This is a genomic window from Streptomyces sp. JN8, from assembly GCF_055808075.1.
On record NZ_CM147852.1, the window covers coordinates 8,161,197 to 8,177,969 of the forward strand.

The 16,773-nt window shown below is 68.5% G+C and carries 15 protein-coding genes and 1 pseudogene; 7 read left to right on the top strand and 9 right to left on the bottom strand.

Going from position 1 to position 16,773, the window contains the following annotated elements; genetic code table 11:
* Positions 1 to 112 precede the first annotated feature (112 nt).
* Positions 113 to 490, top strand: a complete 378-nt coding sequence (locus ACY0MR_RS35850; protein WP_473557881.1) for a hypothetical protein — start codon at positions 113 to 115, stop codon at positions 488 to 490.
* 71 nt (positions 491 to 561) lie between these two features.
* A complete protein-coding gene (locus ACY0MR_RS35855; protein ID WP_473557882.1) occupies positions 562 to 918 on the top strand; it encodes a hypothetical protein in 357 nt (118 codons plus the stop codon).
* Between the two features lie 14 nt (positions 919 to 932).
* On the opposite strand, the pseudogene ACY0MR_RS35860 reads toward ACY0MR_RS35855, so the two are convergent.
* Both ACY0MR_RS35860 and ACY0MR_RS35865 read right to left on the bottom strand, forming a co-directional pair.
* Positions 933 to 1,669 (bottom strand): annotated as a pseudogene (locus tag ACY0MR_RS35860) (IS5 family transposase); the annotation flags it as partial.
* 310 nt (positions 1,670 to 1,979) lie between these two features.
* A complete protein-coding gene (locus ACY0MR_RS35865) occupies positions 1,980 to 2,471 on the bottom strand; it encodes an RICIN domain-containing protein (protein ID WP_473557884.1) in 492 nt (163 codons plus the stop codon).
* A 610-nt stretch (positions 2,472 to 3,081) separates the two neighbouring features.
* Between ACY0MR_RS35865 and ACY0MR_RS35870 the strand changes: the two genes are divergently transcribed.
* A complete protein-coding gene (locus tag ACY0MR_RS35870) occupies positions 3,082 to 3,870 on the top strand; it encodes a ribosome-inactivating family protein (RefSeq protein ID WP_392867311.1) in 789 nt (262 codons plus the stop codon).
* A gap of 1,164 nt (positions 3,871 to 5,034) precedes the next feature.
* Here ACY0MR_RS35870 and ACY0MR_RS35875 read toward each other — a convergent pair.
* Entirely contained in the window at positions 5,035 to 6,180 is a 1,146-nt protein-coding gene (locus tag ACY0MR_RS35875; RefSeq protein WP_473557887.1) for an SMI1/KNR4 family protein, read from the bottom strand.
* 752 nt (positions 6,181 to 6,932) lie between these two features.
* Between ACY0MR_RS35875 and ACY0MR_RS35880 the strand changes: the two genes are divergently transcribed.
* From ACY0MR_RS35880 to ACY0MR_RS35890, 3 genes are all read left to right on the top strand, one after another.
* Positions 6,933 to 7,280: an STAS domain-containing protein gene (locus ACY0MR_RS35880; protein WP_451059529.1), complete on the top strand. Its 348-nt coding sequence runs from the start codon at positions 6,933 to 6,935 to the stop codon at positions 7,278 to 7,280.
* 615 nt (positions 7,281 to 7,895) lie between these two features.
* On the top strand, positions 7,896 to 8,882 hold the full coding sequence (locus tag ACY0MR_RS35885; RefSeq protein WP_473557891.1) for an alpha/beta fold hydrolase: 987 nt from the start codon (positions 7,896 to 7,898) through the stop codon (positions 8,880 to 8,882).
* Positions 8,883 to 9,507: 625 nt separating this feature from the next.
* Positions 9,508 to 10,695, top strand: coding sequence for a PP2C family protein-serine/threonine phosphatase (locus ACY0MR_RS35890; RefSeq protein ID WP_473557893.1), 1,188 nt, complete (start codon positions 9,508 to 9,510; stop codon positions 10,693 to 10,695).
* 265 nt (positions 10,696 to 10,960) lie between these two features.
* On the opposite strand, the gene ACY0MR_RS35895 is transcribed toward ACY0MR_RS35890, so the two are convergent.
* From ACY0MR_RS35895 to ACY0MR_RS35920, 6 genes are all read right to left on the bottom strand, one after another.
* A complete protein-coding gene (locus ACY0MR_RS35895) occupies positions 10,961 to 11,770 on the bottom strand; it encodes an ABC transporter ATP-binding protein (protein ID WP_473557895.1) in 810 nt (269 codons plus the stop codon).
* On the bottom strand, positions 11,757 to 12,800 hold the full coding sequence (locus ACY0MR_RS35900; RefSeq protein WP_473557898.1) for a taurine ABC transporter substrate-binding protein: 1,044 nt from the start codon (positions 12,798 to 12,800) through the stop codon (positions 11,757 to 11,759). Before ACY0MR_RS35900 ends, ACY0MR_RS35895 begins: the two co-directional genes overlap by 14 nt.
* 74 nt (positions 12,801 to 12,874) lie before the next feature.
* Positions 12,875 to 13,768, bottom strand: a complete 894-nt coding sequence (locus ACY0MR_RS35905) for an ABC transporter permease (RefSeq protein ID WP_473557900.1) — start codon at positions 13,766 to 13,768, stop codon at positions 12,875 to 12,877.
* Positions 13,765 to 14,880: an LLM class flavin-dependent oxidoreductase gene (locus ACY0MR_RS35910; RefSeq protein ID WP_473557902.1), complete on the bottom strand. Its 1,116-nt coding sequence runs from the start codon at positions 14,878 to 14,880 to the stop codon at positions 13,765 to 13,767. The genes ACY0MR_RS35905 and ACY0MR_RS35910 overlap by 4 nt, the downstream gene beginning before the upstream one ends.
* A gap of 552 nt (positions 14,881 to 15,432) precedes the next feature.
* Positions 15,433 to 15,567 carry a hypothetical protein gene (locus ACY0MR_RS35915; RefSeq protein ID WP_473561999.1) on the bottom strand — a complete coding sequence of 45 codons (135 nt, stop codon included), beginning with the start codon at positions 15,565 to 15,567 and terminating at the stop codon, positions 15,433 to 15,435.
* Positions 15,568 to 15,805: 238 nt separating this feature from the next.
* Complete coding sequence (locus tag ACY0MR_RS35920; protein WP_473557904.1) at positions 15,806 to 16,177, bottom strand: winged helix-turn-helix transcriptional regulator; 372 nt, start codon at positions 16,175 to 16,177, stop codon at positions 15,806 to 15,808.
* An 80-nt stretch (positions 16,178 to 16,257) separates the two neighbouring features.
* Between ACY0MR_RS35920 and ACY0MR_RS35925 the strand changes: the two genes are divergently transcribed.
* Positions 16,258 to 16,668 carry a RidA family protein gene (locus tag ACY0MR_RS35925; RefSeq protein WP_473557906.1) on the top strand — a complete coding sequence of 137 codons (411 nt, stop codon included), beginning with the start codon at positions 16,258 to 16,260 and terminating at the stop codon, positions 16,666 to 16,668.
* Positions 16,669 to 16,773 lie beyond the last annotated feature (105 nt).

The following is a 16,773-nucleotide window of genomic DNA, read 5'->3' on the forward strand; positions in this document are numbered from 1 at the left end:
ATACGCTGACACAGATCGTAAGCGCATGCCTACTATTCTGCTGAGGTCTGCCTGGACACCGGGCCTGCTTCCGCACCCCGCTACCGCGGCTCCCGCACCCCTCACTGTCACCGTGACGGCCCTCAGGCCCCACCGGATAGCGGACATGCCGGGCATCTACGGCGCGGCGCGCGCACTGGCGGCGCGGTGGACCGAGCTGGAGGGCGCGTACGGCATGTGGCTCTGGGCGCTTCCTCTGTCCCGCCGTGTGGGGTCGGTCGCTGTCTGGCGCGACGAGGCCGCCCTCCGGGACTTCATCGGCTGGCCGCCGCACGTCGAGATCATGCGCATGTACCGGGGGCGGGGGGAAGTGGCCACGATGGCTTGGCGATCGGAGACGTACGACCCGGAGGACCTCTGGACCCGCGCCCGCGCGTTCCTCGAACACCCACGGTGCGAGCCCCCGTCCGAGGCCCTGGGCCGACCGGATGATCCGAAGGAAACGCCTTAGACATCGCTTCTTCTGGAGCCTCCACCTGTAAAGGCTGGCGGTTTCGGTGCTGGTGACACAAGATCCGTTCTATGTCCCAGGCTGCATATGTTCAGAACACAGACCTCCTGCGCACGAGCGCGTTCGGTCTCTGGAGGCGGCTCAGAAGCCTCCTCGAAGACCAGGGACTCGACCCGGCGACGACCGTGCTGGTCAACCTCTTCCCGGACGGGGGTGACCACGAGTTCGGCCAGTGCATAGATGAGGACGGCCGTGTCTACTCGTTCGACCTCGTCTACGACCGAGAGTCATCGACGGCGGAGAACAGTGCCGTCCTTCGCAACTGGACCGATGACACCGACACATGGCAGCACCGTTCGTTCGCGGACGAGATCGCCGACGCCTTCATCTGGCGCCCCCCAGCACGCAGGACCGCCCTGCCTACCTGAACACAGGCGACGTGTCACTCCGCGCCGCTCGATTTCACTGCCTCGAGGCGGCGGTGGCAGATAGGAGCCGCAGCTTTGCCGACGAAGGCCAGGAAGTGTTCGGCCTTGCGTTCGTAGCGTCGGTGCAGCCTGCGGCAGCCGGTCGGCCAGGACGGGGTTCTCTCCACGGCCCAGCGGTGCCGGCCCAGTCGCTGTGAGGATTCGATGCCTTTGCGGGCGATGCGGTTGCGGATGCCGCGTTTGCGGAGTCATCGGCGCAGGTGGTTGTAGTCGCAGCCCTTGTCGGCGTGCCGTTTCTCTTGCCTTCGGCGGCGGGGGCCTCGGCAGGAGCGGATGGGTGGGATGCCGCGCACAGGCGGCTCCAGGCCCTGACTGTCGTGCATGTTCGCGCCGGAGACACCCAGGGAAAGCGGCAGTGCGTTGCGGTCGCAGAGCAGGTGGATCTTCGATCCGAGTGTGCCGCGGTCGGTCGGATTCGGTCCCGGCAAAGGCCCTCTTATGCTGCCCGCAGACGGACCGAGTCGATCGCACACCGCGACCAGTCCAGCCCACCCCGCGCCCCGGGCTCGTCGAGGATCACGCGGTAGAGCGGGGCCCAGGCCCGCTCCCTGCTCCACTGGGCGAACCTGCGGTAGACCGTCTGCCAGGCCGGTCCGAACACCGGCGGCAACTGCCGCCACGCGCACCCCGACGTCGCCACGAAGATGATCGCCGCCAAAGCCTCACGGTCACCCGCCCAGCGCCGGCCCCCAAAGGGGACCAACAGGGTCCCCGGGTTGTCGGCAGTGTCGAGTGGAATCAACACCGCCGACGACCGGGGGCTCTGCCACGTCACCACCCCAGCTGACCAGGAATTATGGCCCTTCAAAGGCAGGAGGAGAAGGGCATACGGCCGACCCACGCACGACGGCGGCGATGACCAAGCCATCGCGGCATCGACCGCCTGCACAACCTCACTCGCACGGTACGGGCCAACGGGACGGAATCTCAACCCGCCTTGCCCCGAGTCCGACGGGTCACAGGAATTCTCAGATCAGAAGGCAACTCTGGTGGAGTCCTAGCTACCATACCCACCATTGCTGATAGGGATTGTCCGACGGCACATTCTTCGGATTGAGATAGACGTTGCCTTTCGCGTCCGAATCGAGGGCCAAGCCGTTGGTGGCGATCAAGTTGTATCTTTGGCTTCCGAGATACTCTTCACGCCAATCTGCATCGACACTGTTGCAGGACCCGGTAACGACACCTTTAGGCCCGCTGCGCTGGAGGCAGCGTTGGGTCTGCACGTTCTCGATCTTGAAGGTTCCGTAGTTCGTCCACTGGAATATCCACTGCTGATAGGGGTTGCTGTGATCGCCGGCGCAACCCTTCGTGTACGCGTTGCCGTTGTAGTCGGAATCCAGGCACAGGCCGGTACGTATGTTCTTGATCTGCTGTCCCACGGCCATGGTGCCTACTTCGGCAGCGCTCGCGTTGCCGGTCGTGCCAACCAGTAGGATGACGCTTGCCCCCATTGCTGTTGTCAGGGCTGCGGCAGTTCTTCTCGTTCTCACACGTAATCCCTTCGGCTGTGATGGTCGGATGTGGATTCTTTACAGCGGTACGGCCCGTTAACGCGGACACGTAACCTGGACGGCGCCATTCGTGGAGCCAGTATCGTTGCTTGCGCTAACGTCCCACTAACGTTCCACAGCTACTGATCAGCGACGAAACTATAGCCTCCTGCGCAGGGCTTGTCCCTTCCCTCTGCAGCCTTGGGAATCCCGTCTCCCGTCGTGCAACGCGAGGTACTTTTCGGCATCTGGGCGGGCGCCTTGGAGGCTCTCTGGAGGATCGCATTCTGGGAGTCGCGACCCTCCTGCAGGCACGCCCACGTAACTCTGCCCCCGGTGCTTCGCTGCTGGATGTCGAACTGCTGTACATGGGTGCGTTAGCAGGGAGTTGGCGAAACGTTAGCGGCTGGGCCCAGCATTGACCTTCCTATCGGTCCGGCCGTCTGGCTTTCTGTGTTGCAGGCCGGTTTCAGGGAGAGAGGCAGAGTTGAACCTGTTGTCCATGAGAAGGTGGAGAGCGGCCCTTCCAATCATTGCCGCCTTACTCGGCTTGGCTCAGCTGACTGTTGCCTCGCCGGCCCGAGCGAATACGTCTCAAATATGGACTGTGATGGATTGGGACATCACCAGCCTTCAGAACGGAGGAGGGCCTCTGGCCGCCCTGCGGTACGACGACATGCTGGGAGAACTCAGGAGGCATGTGGACTCCAGGCCCGGCAATGCGCAAGGAGGGCAGCTCGCCCAGACAGAGGCGCGAACGGGGCGATATGTTGAGATCCGAGTCTTCGACAGCGGTGAACACTTCCTCAGCCTGTTCTACCGAACGGACAACCTCTACCTGGACGGCTTCAGCGTCCGAGGCGACAACTATCGGTTCAGTAACGCCCAGGCCGCGCTGGTTCAGAACTTCCACGGCAATGGGAATATTTTCACCACTATTTATGGTGGGCACTACGGAAATGGTGGCTTGGATGCCAACGGTCGCCGAGGGGACACCTCGTTCGACGCGCGAAATCTGCGCAACCAGTTCGTGGCGCTGAGGGGTTTCACCTATGGCACCCGCAATAACTACACTCTGCACCTCGCGAACATCGTCCAGGCGACTTCCGAGGCGGCTCGTTTCGGATGGATCAGGAATCGCATATCGAACACCATCAGGGACGGGGGTGAACACGACGGGTTCGGCTGGCAGACGACCCTGGGACCGTTCGGAATGGCACTGGAGACCAGCTGGTCGCCCCTGAGCAGGCTGGCCTTCCAGACTCGAAATGGCGGCACTGGAACTCCGGTAATCGTCCATGGGCAGCGCTACGAGAATCTGACAGACATGATGCGCGGGGATCCGCCGGCGCGCCCGGCGCTCTCCTACCTGCTGGGACTCGGCAGCCAGGCACTATGAGGGCTTACTGAAGACAACATGCGGTGCCATCAAGATTCTGACCTGTGATGTCGGGAACCAGAGAGAGCATGGCTTCGGAGTCGGCTCAGCAGGGTGATCCTTGAGCCAGTGGTCATGACCGAGCGCGCTGCATCTGGCAGGGGCCCGTCAGGTGCAGCGCACATGTTGGTCCCGGTCGAGCCACGAAAGGAAGCCGATCCGTGACTGGATCGTGGCCAACCTGGAGTACGCCAGCCGGATTTCCGCAATGGACCCTCTCCGGGGGGGGCAAGGTCGGCAGCGGTCACCGGGGGCGACCGAGGGTCTGATCGGTTCTCAGAACACGTTCTCGCCAATGACGTCATCTCATGTGGCGAGTTTGCGGTACCGCGGCAGCCGACGAGCCAGGCGATGGTGCGCTCGATGGCCGATCGGTGTCGTCCCGACCGCTGGGATGTCCGGGCTCCAGCAGGCAATGTCGCTGTCCTGGCCGGCTGTCTTCAGCGGATGAGTGGGTTCACGCCCCCTCGCGAGCCCGAGTTCTGGACCGCCAGGTCAAATGCCTCGTACGCGCCAGGACGCCGGCAGGTCCAGCGAACCGTCGCTGGCGATCCGCAACGGTCGACGGGAGTGCCACTTTGCGTCTTCGGCTTGGCCGTGAAGTGGCACCGTAACCAGTTCGAAGCGGGCGTCCAATGCGTCCAGTTCTGATTGCCGCTCGGTCCGAACTCTGACGGTGAGCGCGGGCCATGCCGCTGCCACCCAGTTCCGGCAGCGAAGCATCTGAGGCTACTCCCAGCCGAATTCGGCGTCGAACCCCTCCCCAACGTCCTGCGCCAACGCCTCCCACGCCTCCAGCATGGCGTTGAGCGTCATCACCCCGTACCGGGAGGCCAGCCTGCGGCTCGCCCGATGTATCGACTCGTAGTCATTGCGCTGAGCACCTCCGTAGCCACGGAGACAGCGTGCCGGGTACTCCGTTCGGTACATGGGACTTCACCCCACGGGTGCACGCACCATGATCAAGCCGATACCCGGGTAGAGCGCGAATCGCACAGTCGGCGGGCAGCCCCACGAACCTACGAGTGGCCCTCAGGCAGCCGTCATGGGAATTGAGGCTAGTGGGCACTTCGTCCGGCTACAGCCGCGACATGAAGCGCTTACGCCAACCCGGAGCCCGTGGGTTCAGTCCTGATCTTGGCTGAACTGTGCCGCGTACCAACTGGAGTCGATGGCGGGGTTACGCAGCGCGCCCCAGAATCGGTCGTCAGGTATCGGTGGCAGGGGCTGATCGCCCAGGTCCGCATGCAGATCACGACGCCAGTCGAGAGTGAAGTGACTCCGGATCTCCGCGCTCTCGCACACGGACCTGTACGGGGACCCCCAGATCCCGAGGGCCACCTTCTCCGCGGCCCACCTGCGCGTGTGGTCTCGGCCGGCGTCGGCCTGCGCGAGCACCCCGCGCAGACGCAAGGCGAGCGGGCCGGTCTGATCGGGTGGCGGCAGGACCGCGCCGCACTCCCACGCGTCAAGGGCTGCCTTGACCTCCGGGTAGTTGTTCAGCCCTGCTTCGATTGCCAGCCTGCGCAACTGCTTGCGCGCTGCCTCGACCACCCGCTCATACGGCAGGGTCGCGATGAGCGCACCGAGTTCCTCATGCCCGTCCAGGCAGCTCACGTGGAGGAGGTCGGTAGGGCTGGAGGACAGGTCCAGCTCCGGCAGCTTCTCATCCGGCGCGGGAAGGGGCTCGTCGGCACTGTATTGCCGCCTGGCAGGGAGGCGCGCCTCCCAGAGCAGTCGGCCGTTGAAGGTGACGACACCGGCCTCCTGACCGCGCTCGAGCGTGCGGGCCAGTTCGGCCAGGTACTCGCCCAGCGACCCGGACTGTCCGAAACTGGTGCCGGTCTCGTCGAAGAACCGTCCGATCACACCGAAGGAGTTCCGCCCAGTGCGGCAATCCATCAGAAGACCGTCCGACGTCACGTCGTAGGAACCGAACTTCACGTAGTCGTGGAGCCAGTAGCTCTCGGTCTCCCCGTCGGGGCCCTGGTCGATACCACGCATGAACCCGGTGTCCCCGAGGATTCCGCTCACTCCGAGCAGCCGGTCGCCCGTGCTGAAGCGGAAAGCCTCAGGCCCCTCCAGCGCCCCGTTGTGCCGGAGCAGTGAAGCGACCAGGTCAGGAGGAAAGGTGACCCCAAGTTCCTGTTGCGCTGCTGCGATCTCCTCGCCGGGCGCGGGCGGCCGAAGCGTGGCGAACGTGCGGGGCGCGTGCTCGCGCAGCCACGCGTCGATGCGAGTCCATGACTCCTGGACCAGGTCTGATGTCATAGGGCCGACCCTAGAACCAGCAACTGACATTCTGTGGTGGTGTGGTCGATCTCCCCGTGAAGGGTCGCGATGCGAACGTAGCCGACCCTGCGACGTGGCGGGTAGGCGCGCGGCTCGGTCTGCAGTGCCGTTGCTGGTCATGGTCTCCTCGAATCCCCCAGGGTTTTCCCGGTGAGACGCGTGTGCGGAGGGCTCCGCCCCACCTGTGCGGCCTCCGGATGTACTCGGACGGCTCGATGGGCGGCTGCGGCACTTCAAGGATCACCTGTGCAGGTAGTCGCGTCGCGTGAACGGAAAAGAGCACGAAATCGGTGAAATCCCACACCGGCAGTGCCAGCGATGGCCAGCCTCCCCCGTCGGCTCCCTGATGCGCACCGGCTACGCCCTCGACGGCGGCGGAGGCTGTATCGCGGCCGCCCGCCGTCACGTCGCCGCCTCCTGACCAAGCCCGCACCTAGCACCGTCTGCCGGTGTCCCGTCTAGGCGCGGCAAGGGTGTGAGCCGGACCTGCTGGCTGGATTCTTGTCCTCCGGCAACCGTTGTGGCCTGTTCACTGTTTGGCGTGCGCGGGTGAGTGTGGGACGCTCCAAGGACAAGAGACCGGCTGTCGATCATCTCGGCGGCCTCGGGGATGTGGGAGTTGCCCCCACTCAGGGCACCCGTATCCCGCCATCGTCGTCCACCCCCTTCCGTCTCGGGCGGGGGTGTTGCGTCTGTGGGCTCATCAACCCCCGGAAGGGGGCGCGCCCAGCATGAACATCACCACCACGATCACCGGCACCACGGCCCGTCTCACCCCTCACGGGGAGATGGACTTCGACACCCTGCCCCCGCTGCACTCGGCTGTGGACCGCCTGCCCTCGCACGTCACCGACCTGCTGTGGGACCTGGAACATCTGACCTTCACCGATGTAGCCGGACTGCAGCTGCTGTTCGGCACCGCATCCCACGGCTGCCCGCGCTACCAGACGACCGTGACGAACCTGCGCGACCAGCCCCTACGCCTCCTGCTCACCGCCACCGAACTGTTCCCCGCGGCCTATGACGTCTCCCGCCTGATCCCCTCCACCCCTGCCGGCCTCGCAGCCCCCAGGACCTGAACCTCACGGGCGGGCTTGCTCGCCGACCGCGCCTGCCGGAACGAACGAGGGCACCGGGGCGGGGGTCCGTAGCGTGGCCGGGAGCCCTTCGCACAGTCGGCGACGCCGACCCCTCCAAGCCTGAGCGAACTCATCGGTTTCCAGTCGCCGCTCTCGGGGCTGACGACGCTGAGGCAGGCCCCAGACGCTAGCGGACAGCGGTGAGGCGCTGACGGGGGAGCAGCTCGATGACCACCGGCACCCGATGCTTGCGACTGCCTGCGGCGCTGCTCGGGCAGCCAACCTCGCCAAAGTCGACATCAACGATGGCCCGGTCCGGTCTCGTCCGGCCTTGGCCCTGACGTTTCGGCCGGGGTTTTCCGCGGTGCCACGTGCGAACGGTCACCGTTCAGCCCCCCAGTCATTCGGACGGCAGTCGCTCGGAGCTGAGCTGCACCGCGCGAGGACATCGCGTGAATGCGGGGTTGACGCCGGGGGTGGGCATGACCAGGCAGGTGGGAGGTGCGCCACCTGTCCTGCAGGCTTGCCAGAGCGGCAAGAAGAATCGCGGTGGACGGTCACCGCGCCGCATGATCGATGCGTACCTGCTCCACCGGCGAATCGAGAGAAGACCCCATGCAGCCCAAGCCGACCGCTGTACTTCGCCACCGCACCGTCGATGCCCCGGCCGGGCGCCTGCACCTGGCCGAGCAGGGCACCGGACCGCTGGTCCTGCTCGTCCACGGCTTCCCGGAGTCCTGGTACTCATGGCGCCGCCAGCTCCCGGCCCTTGCCGCGGCGGGATACCGGGCCGTGGCGATCGACGTGCGCGGCTACGGCCGCTCCTCCAAGCCTGTGGAGACCGATGCCTACCGGATGCTGGATCTGGTGGAGGACAACGTCGCCGTCGTGCACGCCCTCGGCGAGGCGAACGCTGTGGTCGTCGGCCACGACTGGGGAGCCAACATCGCCGCCACCTCGGCCCTTCTCCACCCAGAGGTCTTCCGTGCCGTCGGCATGCTGAGCGTCCCGTACGCGCCGCCCGGCGGCCCCCGCCCCACCGACATCTTCGGCCGGATCGGCGGCCCTGAGCAGGAGTTCTACGTCTCCTACTTCCAGGAGCCCGGCCGGGCCGAGGCGGAGATCGAGCCCGATGTCCGGGCCTGGCTCGCGGGCTTCTACGCCGCTCTGTCGGCCGACACCATGCCCGCCCAGGGCGAGCCCGACCCGCTCTTCCGCACCCGCAGCGGTCGGCTGCGTGACCGCTTCCCCGCAGGCGTCCTCCCGGCCTGGCTGCCAGAGGAAGACCTCGACGTGTACGCCGGAGAGTTCGAGCGCACGGGTCTGACAGGCGCCCTCAATCGCTACCGAAACATGGACCGCGACTGGGAAGACCTCGCCCCCCACCGCGGAGCCGCGATCACACAGCCGTCGCTGTTCATCGGCGGCGCCCTGGACGCCTCCACCACCTGGATGTCCGACGCCATCGACGCCTTCCCCACCAGCCTTCCCGGCCTGACCTCCTCCCACCTCCTCGAAGGCGCCGGCCACTGGATCCAGCAGGAACGCCCCGAAGAGGTCAACCAACTTCTGACCAGCTGGCTCAACACCCTCACGGCTTGAGGGATCGTCGAAGGACTCGATGCCGTAGTCCTTGGCGCGCGGCTGCCCTGACATCCCGCCTCGCTCCTGTGCCCTGCCCCGTCCTGCCTCGGGCAAGGATCCGGCACACTGCTGTCGATCGAACGTGCCGTCAGGCTGCTGTTGCACGTAGTCACGCCCGGTCAGGGCAGGACGACGGTCCACAGTGGGTTGTAGGCCGATCGGGGCCGAGTTCAAGAGATGCCTCACCTGAGAGGCTCGTGACCTGGAGGCCCCGCCCGGGGTCGGTCCCTGCGTTGACATGGACGAACAGACTGCGACCGGCGACCACCCCGGCGAGGGCGAGCCCCGCCTGCCGCTGCTGACGGCAGCGGAGGCCCGGGACGCCGTCGGGTACGTGCGGCTGCCGGAGACCTCGACCTCACTCGTCGCGGGCAGGCCGCCGGCCGGCTCGCTGCAGACCGGGCCCAGTGGCTCTCCGCCGACTGAGCGCGGCACCGCCAGGTCAGTCGAGGACGCCGAGTGCGGAGACGGCCCGGGCATGGCGCGTCCCGCATCCTGCCCTGTTCATGTTGACTGCGGGAATGTCTCCTTCGTGAACCCGTCGTTCAGGAGAAGGAGGAGGGCTCGCGAACTGGAGGCGGATGTGGCGGATGACCGGATCGGACTGGCGCAGGTGCTCGCGGCGGCGGAGGCCGCGCCACCGGTGGACTCCCTCGACATCGTGGCACGCAACCTTCGGGACCGGTTCGGTGCCGCGTACGTGTCGTTCCTGTTCGTCGATGTCGTCGGCAGGCGCCTGCTGCGCGTCCACGACACCGCCGGCTCACGACACGAGGACCGCGCCGCGCAGGTGCCGCTCGCCGGCAGCAGCATCTATGACGAGGTCCTGCGCCGACAGCGCGTCCTGCTCGCGCCGGACGGCCACAACGGCCAACGCGTCCTTGCCCCGGTCACCAACCGCGGGGACGCCGTAGGCGTCCTGGAACTCTTCCTCCCCGACGTCAGCCCCGAGACGCTGGAGCAGATCCAGGACGCCGCGCACGCGCTGGCCTACATCATCGTCACCGACCGCCGCTTCACCGACCTCTACCACTGGGGCAATCGCACCACGATCGTCAGCCTGTCCGCCGAGATCCAGCGCCAGCTCCTGCCCTCCGCCTCCTCCTGCGAAGCGCCGCAGTTCACGCTCGCCGGCGCACTCGTCCCGGCCTCCGACATCGCCGGCGACACCTACGACTACAGCCTCGACCAGCACACCCTGCACCTGTCCATCACCGACGCCATGGGCCACGACGTCAGCGCCTCCCTGATGGCCACCCTCCTGGTCAACGCCTCCCGCGGCGCCCGCCGCGCCGGAGAAGACCTCGCCGAACAGGCCCGCCAGCTCCACCAGGCACTCCTCGACCACGGCCACCGCAGCATCGCCACGGGCCAACTCCTGCGCATCGCCCTCGACGGCACCAGCGCCCAGCTCATCAACGCCGGCCACCCCTGGCCCTACCGGCTGCGCAACGGCACGGCCGGCGAACTCCCCCTGGCCGTCGACCTGCCCTTCGGCCTCCCCGACCAAGGTGCCTACCAGGCCCAAGACCTCAACCTGCGTCCCGGCGACCGCCTGCTCCTGTACACCGACGGCATGCAGGAACGCGACGCCGAAACCGTCGACCTGCCCGGACTCCTCCGCAAGACCGCCGACGACCACCCCCGCGAGGTCGTGCGCACCCTGGTCGGCGCCGTCTCCGACGCCTACGAAGGCCGCCCGCCCAAGGACGACGCCACCGTGCTGTGCCTGGACTGGCACGGCCCCCGCACCACTCTCACGGCCACCTGAGCCGGAGGCATGTCCACCTGTCTGTGCGCGGTTCCTCGTCTTCGGGCTCGCCGCGGGCGGCCAGGCGTGCGAGCAGACCATTGCGGAGCGCGTCTGGCCCGTGCCTTCCGCTGCCACCGCGGTGGGGAACCTTCCGAGGAGGCGGACCACGGCTTGTTCGCGCAGCGCACGTTCCCCCAGCATGCGGGAGCTTGCGCGCGCAGTCACCTTCCCCCTGCATACGGCCGGCCCACGGCGAGGGCGCTGGACCTCCGCCGTGTCGAGATCAGTCGTCACGTGCCGGAACGGCTCCGCCGCGCATGATCTCGGCGAGACGGCCCCGCAGCCGGGCGAACTCGGGGGAGGACCGCAGCGCGGACACGTCCGTGCCGGGTCCCCGCGCCAGGCCCACCGGCAGCTCCGCCACCACCCGGCCGGGCCCCGCGTCCATGACCAGCACCCGGGAGCCCAGCAGCACCGCCTCCTCCGCCGAGTGCGTCACGAACAGCACCGTCGTGCCGAGCCGCCCGGCCAACGTACGCACCTCCTCCTGAAGCCGCTCCCGAGTCAAGGCGTCGAGCGCGGCGAACGGCTCGTCCATGAGCAGGAGTTCCGGCTCCGCCGCCAGTGCCCTGGCCAGCGCCACCCGCTGCTGTTGACCGCCCGACAGCTCCCACGTGCGCCGGCCCGCCATCCCGGGCAGTCCCACCCGCTCCAGAAGCTCGGCGATCCGGCCGGGCCTGGCGGATCGCGGCACGCCCAGCCGCGCCAGCGCGAAGGCGAGGTTCCCGCCCACCGTGCGCCAGGGGAAGAGCCGGGGCTGCTGGAACACCACCCCCGCCCCCGCGCCAGGCCGTGGAAGCGCGCCCCGGACCCGGGCATGGCCCTCGGCGGGCCGCTCGAAGCCCGCCACCACGCGCAGCAGGCTCGTCTTGCCGCAGCCGGAGGGACCGACCAGGACGACGAACTCGCCGGCGTGGATCCGTACGTCCACGCCGTCGAGCGCCGTGACCGGTGCCTTCGAGCCGTACCGGACCGACACGCCCGCCAGTTCGACGATCGCGGTCCGATCGTCAGGCCCGTCAGTTCGCGGCACGGCCGAGCTCCTCCACCGCGAGCGCCCGCCCGAAGACCGCCTCGTCCGGCACGGAGTCGACCGCCTTCTGCCCCTTCAGGAACACGGCGGCGTCATGCAGGTTCGCCGCGAGCCTGCCAGGGGCGCCCGGCGTGCCCAGGTAGTCGGGTCCGGTCTGCTCCTTCGCGCTGAGCAGCACCAGTTCGGACAACTGACGCTTCGCCTCCTCCGTCGGCAGCCCGAGCTCCGCCCCGATGGACTTCGCGGCCCGGTCCGGTGCGGTACGCGCCTGAGCGACGGCCGTGTCCTGCGCCTTGATCCAGGCCGTCACCACGTCAGGGTGCTTGGCCGCGAACGCGTTCGTCACCACTCCCAGGTCGGCCGTCGGCTTGCCCTGCTCGGCCAGTTCACGGCTGGTCACGAGCACCTTGCCGTCCTTGGTCAGTTCGCTCAGCGTCGGCGTCCACACGTAGGCCGCGTCGATGTCCCCGCGCTTCCAGGCGGCGAGCGCGTCCTGCGGCTGAAGGTCGATGGTCTGTACGGACGACGGCTCGACACCCGCCGTCGTCAGCGCGGCGAGCAGCGAATAGTGGGCCGTCGACCCGAAGGGAGCGGCGACCTTCTTGCCCACCAGGTCCCTCACCGAACCGATCCCGGGCTTGGCCACGAGAGCCTCGTTGTCCCCGATCAGGTCGTGGATCCACACCACCTTGTACGGGATGTTCAGCGGAGCGGAGAGGCCCTTGGTGACGGGGCTCGACCCGGCCAGACCCAGGTCGACCGCCCCGGCGATGACAGCCGTGTTCACGTCACCACCCGACTCGAACTTCACCCACTTCACGTCGACTTCGGGAAGGGCCTTCTCCAGCAGCCGCTGGTTCTTCACCACCAGGTCGGCGTTGGGTATCGCCTGGTAGGCGATCCGTACGGTGGTCCGCCCAGACGATCCGCCGCCCGCGTCGCCGTCACCTGCGCAGGCGGTGGTGACGGAGGCCGTCAGGGCGACGACCGCGGTGAGCAGGAGGGTACGGCGGGACGGACGTGCGGGCATGGGACTCATCTCCGGTCTGAGGTCGGACGACGTGGCAACGAGGGAGGAAGGGAACGAGAGGAAGCGGGCGGCGATCAGACGCGGCCGCGCCATGGCACGGCGATCCGCTCGACGAGCCGCAGCAGCGCGTCCAGCAGGATCCCGGAGAGGCCGATGGCGAGAATGCCCGCGATCACCAGCGCTGTCTGGTTGTAGCGCTGCGCATCGCGGATCATGCCGCCGATGCCGGGCACGCCGTTGATGGTCTCCGCCGCGACCACGGACGTGTAGGCGACGCCGACGGCGATTCGGACACCGGTGAGGATCTCGGGCAGAGCGGAGGGCAGCCGCACGGACAGCAGCAGCGCCGTCGGCCCCGATCCCAGCGCCCGGGCGGCCTCGACGAGCTGCCCGGGCACCGTGCGCACGGCCGCCGCGGTGGCTGCGGCGATCGGTGGCAGGGCGGCGATGACCAGCAGCCAGATCTTCGGGGCCTCGTCGATGCCGAACCAGATGACGAGCAGCGAGAGGTACGCCAGCGGCGGCAGCGTCCTCAGGAACGTCACCGCGGGCTCCAGCACGACGGCAAGCGGCCGGATCGTACCGATCAGCAGCCCCAGGGGCACCCCGGCCAGCACGGCGTACGCGGAGCCGGTGCCGATCCTGCCCAGGCTGACGCCCAGATGCTCGATCAGCAGATGGCCGCCGTAGCCGCGGACCCCGTCGTGCACCGTGGAGGCGAGGACGAACTGCCGCCACACATCGCCGGGCGAGGGAACGAGGACCCGCGGCCACACCTCGGCGGAGACCACCGCCTGCCAGGCGCCGAGGAGCACGGCGAGGGCGACGAGTCGCAGCCCGCCCCACCGGAAGGCGTCGCGCAGGCGGTCCCGCCGGGAGGCACCGGCACCGGTGCCCGACGATTTGGGGACGGGGCGCCGGAGCCGGTCCGGCCCGGGGGCCGCCGCCGTCGTCGTGGGAGCGCTCACGGCGTTTCCGCCCCGGCCAGGGCGCGCAGCCGCGGGGCGACTTCCTCGCCGACCCGGTACGCCTCTTCGAGGTGCGGATAGCCGGAGAGGACGAACTCGTCGATGCCCAGGGCGTGATACTCGGCGAGCCGTCCGGCCACCTCGTCGTGCGAGCCGACGAGCGCGGTCCCGGCGCCCTCGCGGACGAGGCCGATGCCCGCCCACAGGTTCGGTGCCACCGTGAGCCGGGCGGCGTCCACGACCCCGCCGTGCAGCGCGGTCATCCGGGCCTGTCCGGTGGAGTCCATGCCGGCGAAGCGCTCCTGGCTCGCCCGCACGGCCTCCGGGTCGAATCCGGCGAGGATCCGGTCCGCCTCCGACCAGGCATCGGCGGCGGTGTCCCGGCTGATGACGTGCAGCCGCAGGCCGAACCGGACGGTGCGGCCCGCCGCACGGGCCAGCTCCCGCAGTCGCGTGATACGTGCGGCGACGGCAGCGGGGGGCTCGCCCCACAGCAGTTGTACGTCGGCCTGCCGCGCGGCGACCTCCTCGGCGGCGGGGGAGGCCCCGCCGAAGTACAGGGGCACGGGGTGGCGCAGGTCCGGGTCGGTGATCCGGGCGCCCGCGATCCGCACGTGGGCCCCGTGGTGGTCGGCCGTCCTGCCGTCCAGCAGGGTGCGCAGGACCGCCATCACCTCCTCGGTCCGGGCGTACCGCGCGTCGTGCTCCAACCAGTCCCCGTACGCCCGCTGTTCGGCGGGATCGCCCCCGGTCACCACGTTGAGCGCGAGCCTGCCTCCCGCGAACCGGCGGAAGGCGTCCGCCTGCTGCGCGAGCAGTGTCGGACTGGCGAATCCTGCGCGGAACGCCACCAGGAACCCGATCCGGGTCGTGTGCTGCGCGAGCGCGGCGGTGAGGATCCATGGGTCCGCGCAACCGAGCCCCACGGGTGTGAGCAGCGAGTGGAACCCGGCCTGTTCTGCGGCGCGGGCCACCTGGGCCAGGTACGGGATGTCCGCGGGCCGCCGGGTGGCGGATCCGGTACGGCCCTGGACGGCGGTGACACCGCCGGGATCGCGGCCGTCCCCGCCGGTGGGCAGGAACCAGTGGAGCAGGAGGGGGTTTTCCGGCATGAGGAGACCTCGTCGAAGCAGCAGCACGGCACGTGCCCTCACCGAAGGGAGGCGCCACGTGTACGCGAGCAGAGGGGGAAGGCGGAAGGGCGCGCGAAGGCGAGCGCGCGGTTGTTCCGAGCGGGATCAAGAGCGGCGGACGCGTGGCCCTCGGTGGACCCGCGGATCAACAGCCGTGCGTACGAGGGGAATCGGCCCGACACAGCATGGTCGAAACACGCAGCAGATCTACGTGACGACGCGATACGAGTACGGGGGCCATGGCCGCATCCTGTCGGGACGGATCCGGAGCGTGCAAGCAACGTCCGATTGCTGGACGCCATAGTTCCGCATGCCGAGATCCGACGCGGAGGCGGCACAGTCGCCGCAGGGGCCCGGACGCGGAAGGAGTGAGCCCAGCAGGGGGAGGTGTCGCGACAGAGGGCGGCCTACGGGGCCACGGACAGCGTCCCGGCCAGCGACGGGTGGCCGGGACGCTGTCCGTGGCGCAGGTGCCCGCCGGCGAGCGCTCATGCGCTCACTGCCCGAGCGCCTGCTGCAGCTGCCGCTTGTTCATGTGCGAGCGGCCCTCGATGCCCTGTTGGTGGTGGTGATCTTCACCAGGATGTCGGCCGGATGCTCGATCCTCGCGTCGGGTACGTCCTTGACCGTGACCGTCCGGGGGCCTTCGTAGACTGCCGCTTTCATGGTCTCTCCCTACCGGCGTCCCGGTGCGCCGAACTGCACGGCGAGGGCGGCGCCTTGCTGGGTGGCGGAGCCGAGACGGTTCGGCCGTGACCTGCCGCCTCTGCGGAGTGTCGCGTCTCCTGGCGCCTCTACCCCGTTCTGCTGAACGAAACAGGAATCGACGCACATATCGTCGTCCGGTGCGCGTGCCGCGGCCGGAACCCGGTCGACGGCCTACCCGGTCGGAGTGAGATCCGGTTCATGCGCGGTCGAAGGCGCGACGGGCGCGTTCCACCTCCGGCATGTGCGTCGCGACCCACTCCAGAAGCACGTCGACCGGCTGCCGCATGGTCTTGCCCAGGGGAGTGATCCGGTACTCGACCGCGACGGGTCGGGAGGAGAGGAGTACGCGTTCCACGATGCCGTTGCGTTCGAGCCGACGCAGGGTGGCGGTGAGCGACTTCTGGGTCACCGCAGGGATCGCGCGGCGCAGGTCGTTGAAGCGGCAGGGACGCTCGCAGAGTTCGTTGAGCACGCTCAATGACCACTTGTCGAGCACCTGGTCGAGGAGCTCCCGGTGGGGGTGCTCGATCCTGAGTTCGCCATCGCGGCTGTGCGCAGTATCCGGCACGATACCTGGTCTCCTTGAAGTGTCCTTCGTCTACCAGGTAGCAAAGGTATACCGAGTCCGTTCGAAGTGAGGAGACCTCCGTGTCTGTCCGTCGTTTCACACCCGAAGGCATGATGCAGCCCACCCCCTACGAGCATGTGGCCGTGGGTACAGGGACGCGTCACGTGCATGTGAGCGGCCAGATCGCCCGGTCGGCAGACGGGTCTCCCCTGGCCCCGGGGGACCTCGCGGGACAGGTCGCCCACGCGCTGCGGAACACCGGGAAGGGGCTCGCAGGGGCGGGTGCGTCGTTCGACGACGTCCTGAGGCTCACGTTCTACGTCACGGACTGGGCGCCCGAGAAGATCGACGCGTTCATGGAAGGGGTCGGGCAGGTGGCGGACGAGATCGGGCTGACGATGCCGCTTCCGCCCTCCTCGCTGATCGGCGTGGACTACCTGTTCGAGCCCGGTGTCCTGGTCGAGGTGGAGGCGACCGCCATCCTCGATTGAGCCCGCCCCGGCGCCGACGCGGTGCGACTCCTCTCGGCATCCCATGTCGGCGCCGCCTCCTCCCTCGTCCCGGTCGGCTGTGAAGTGCCGGGGGACACCGGGCCC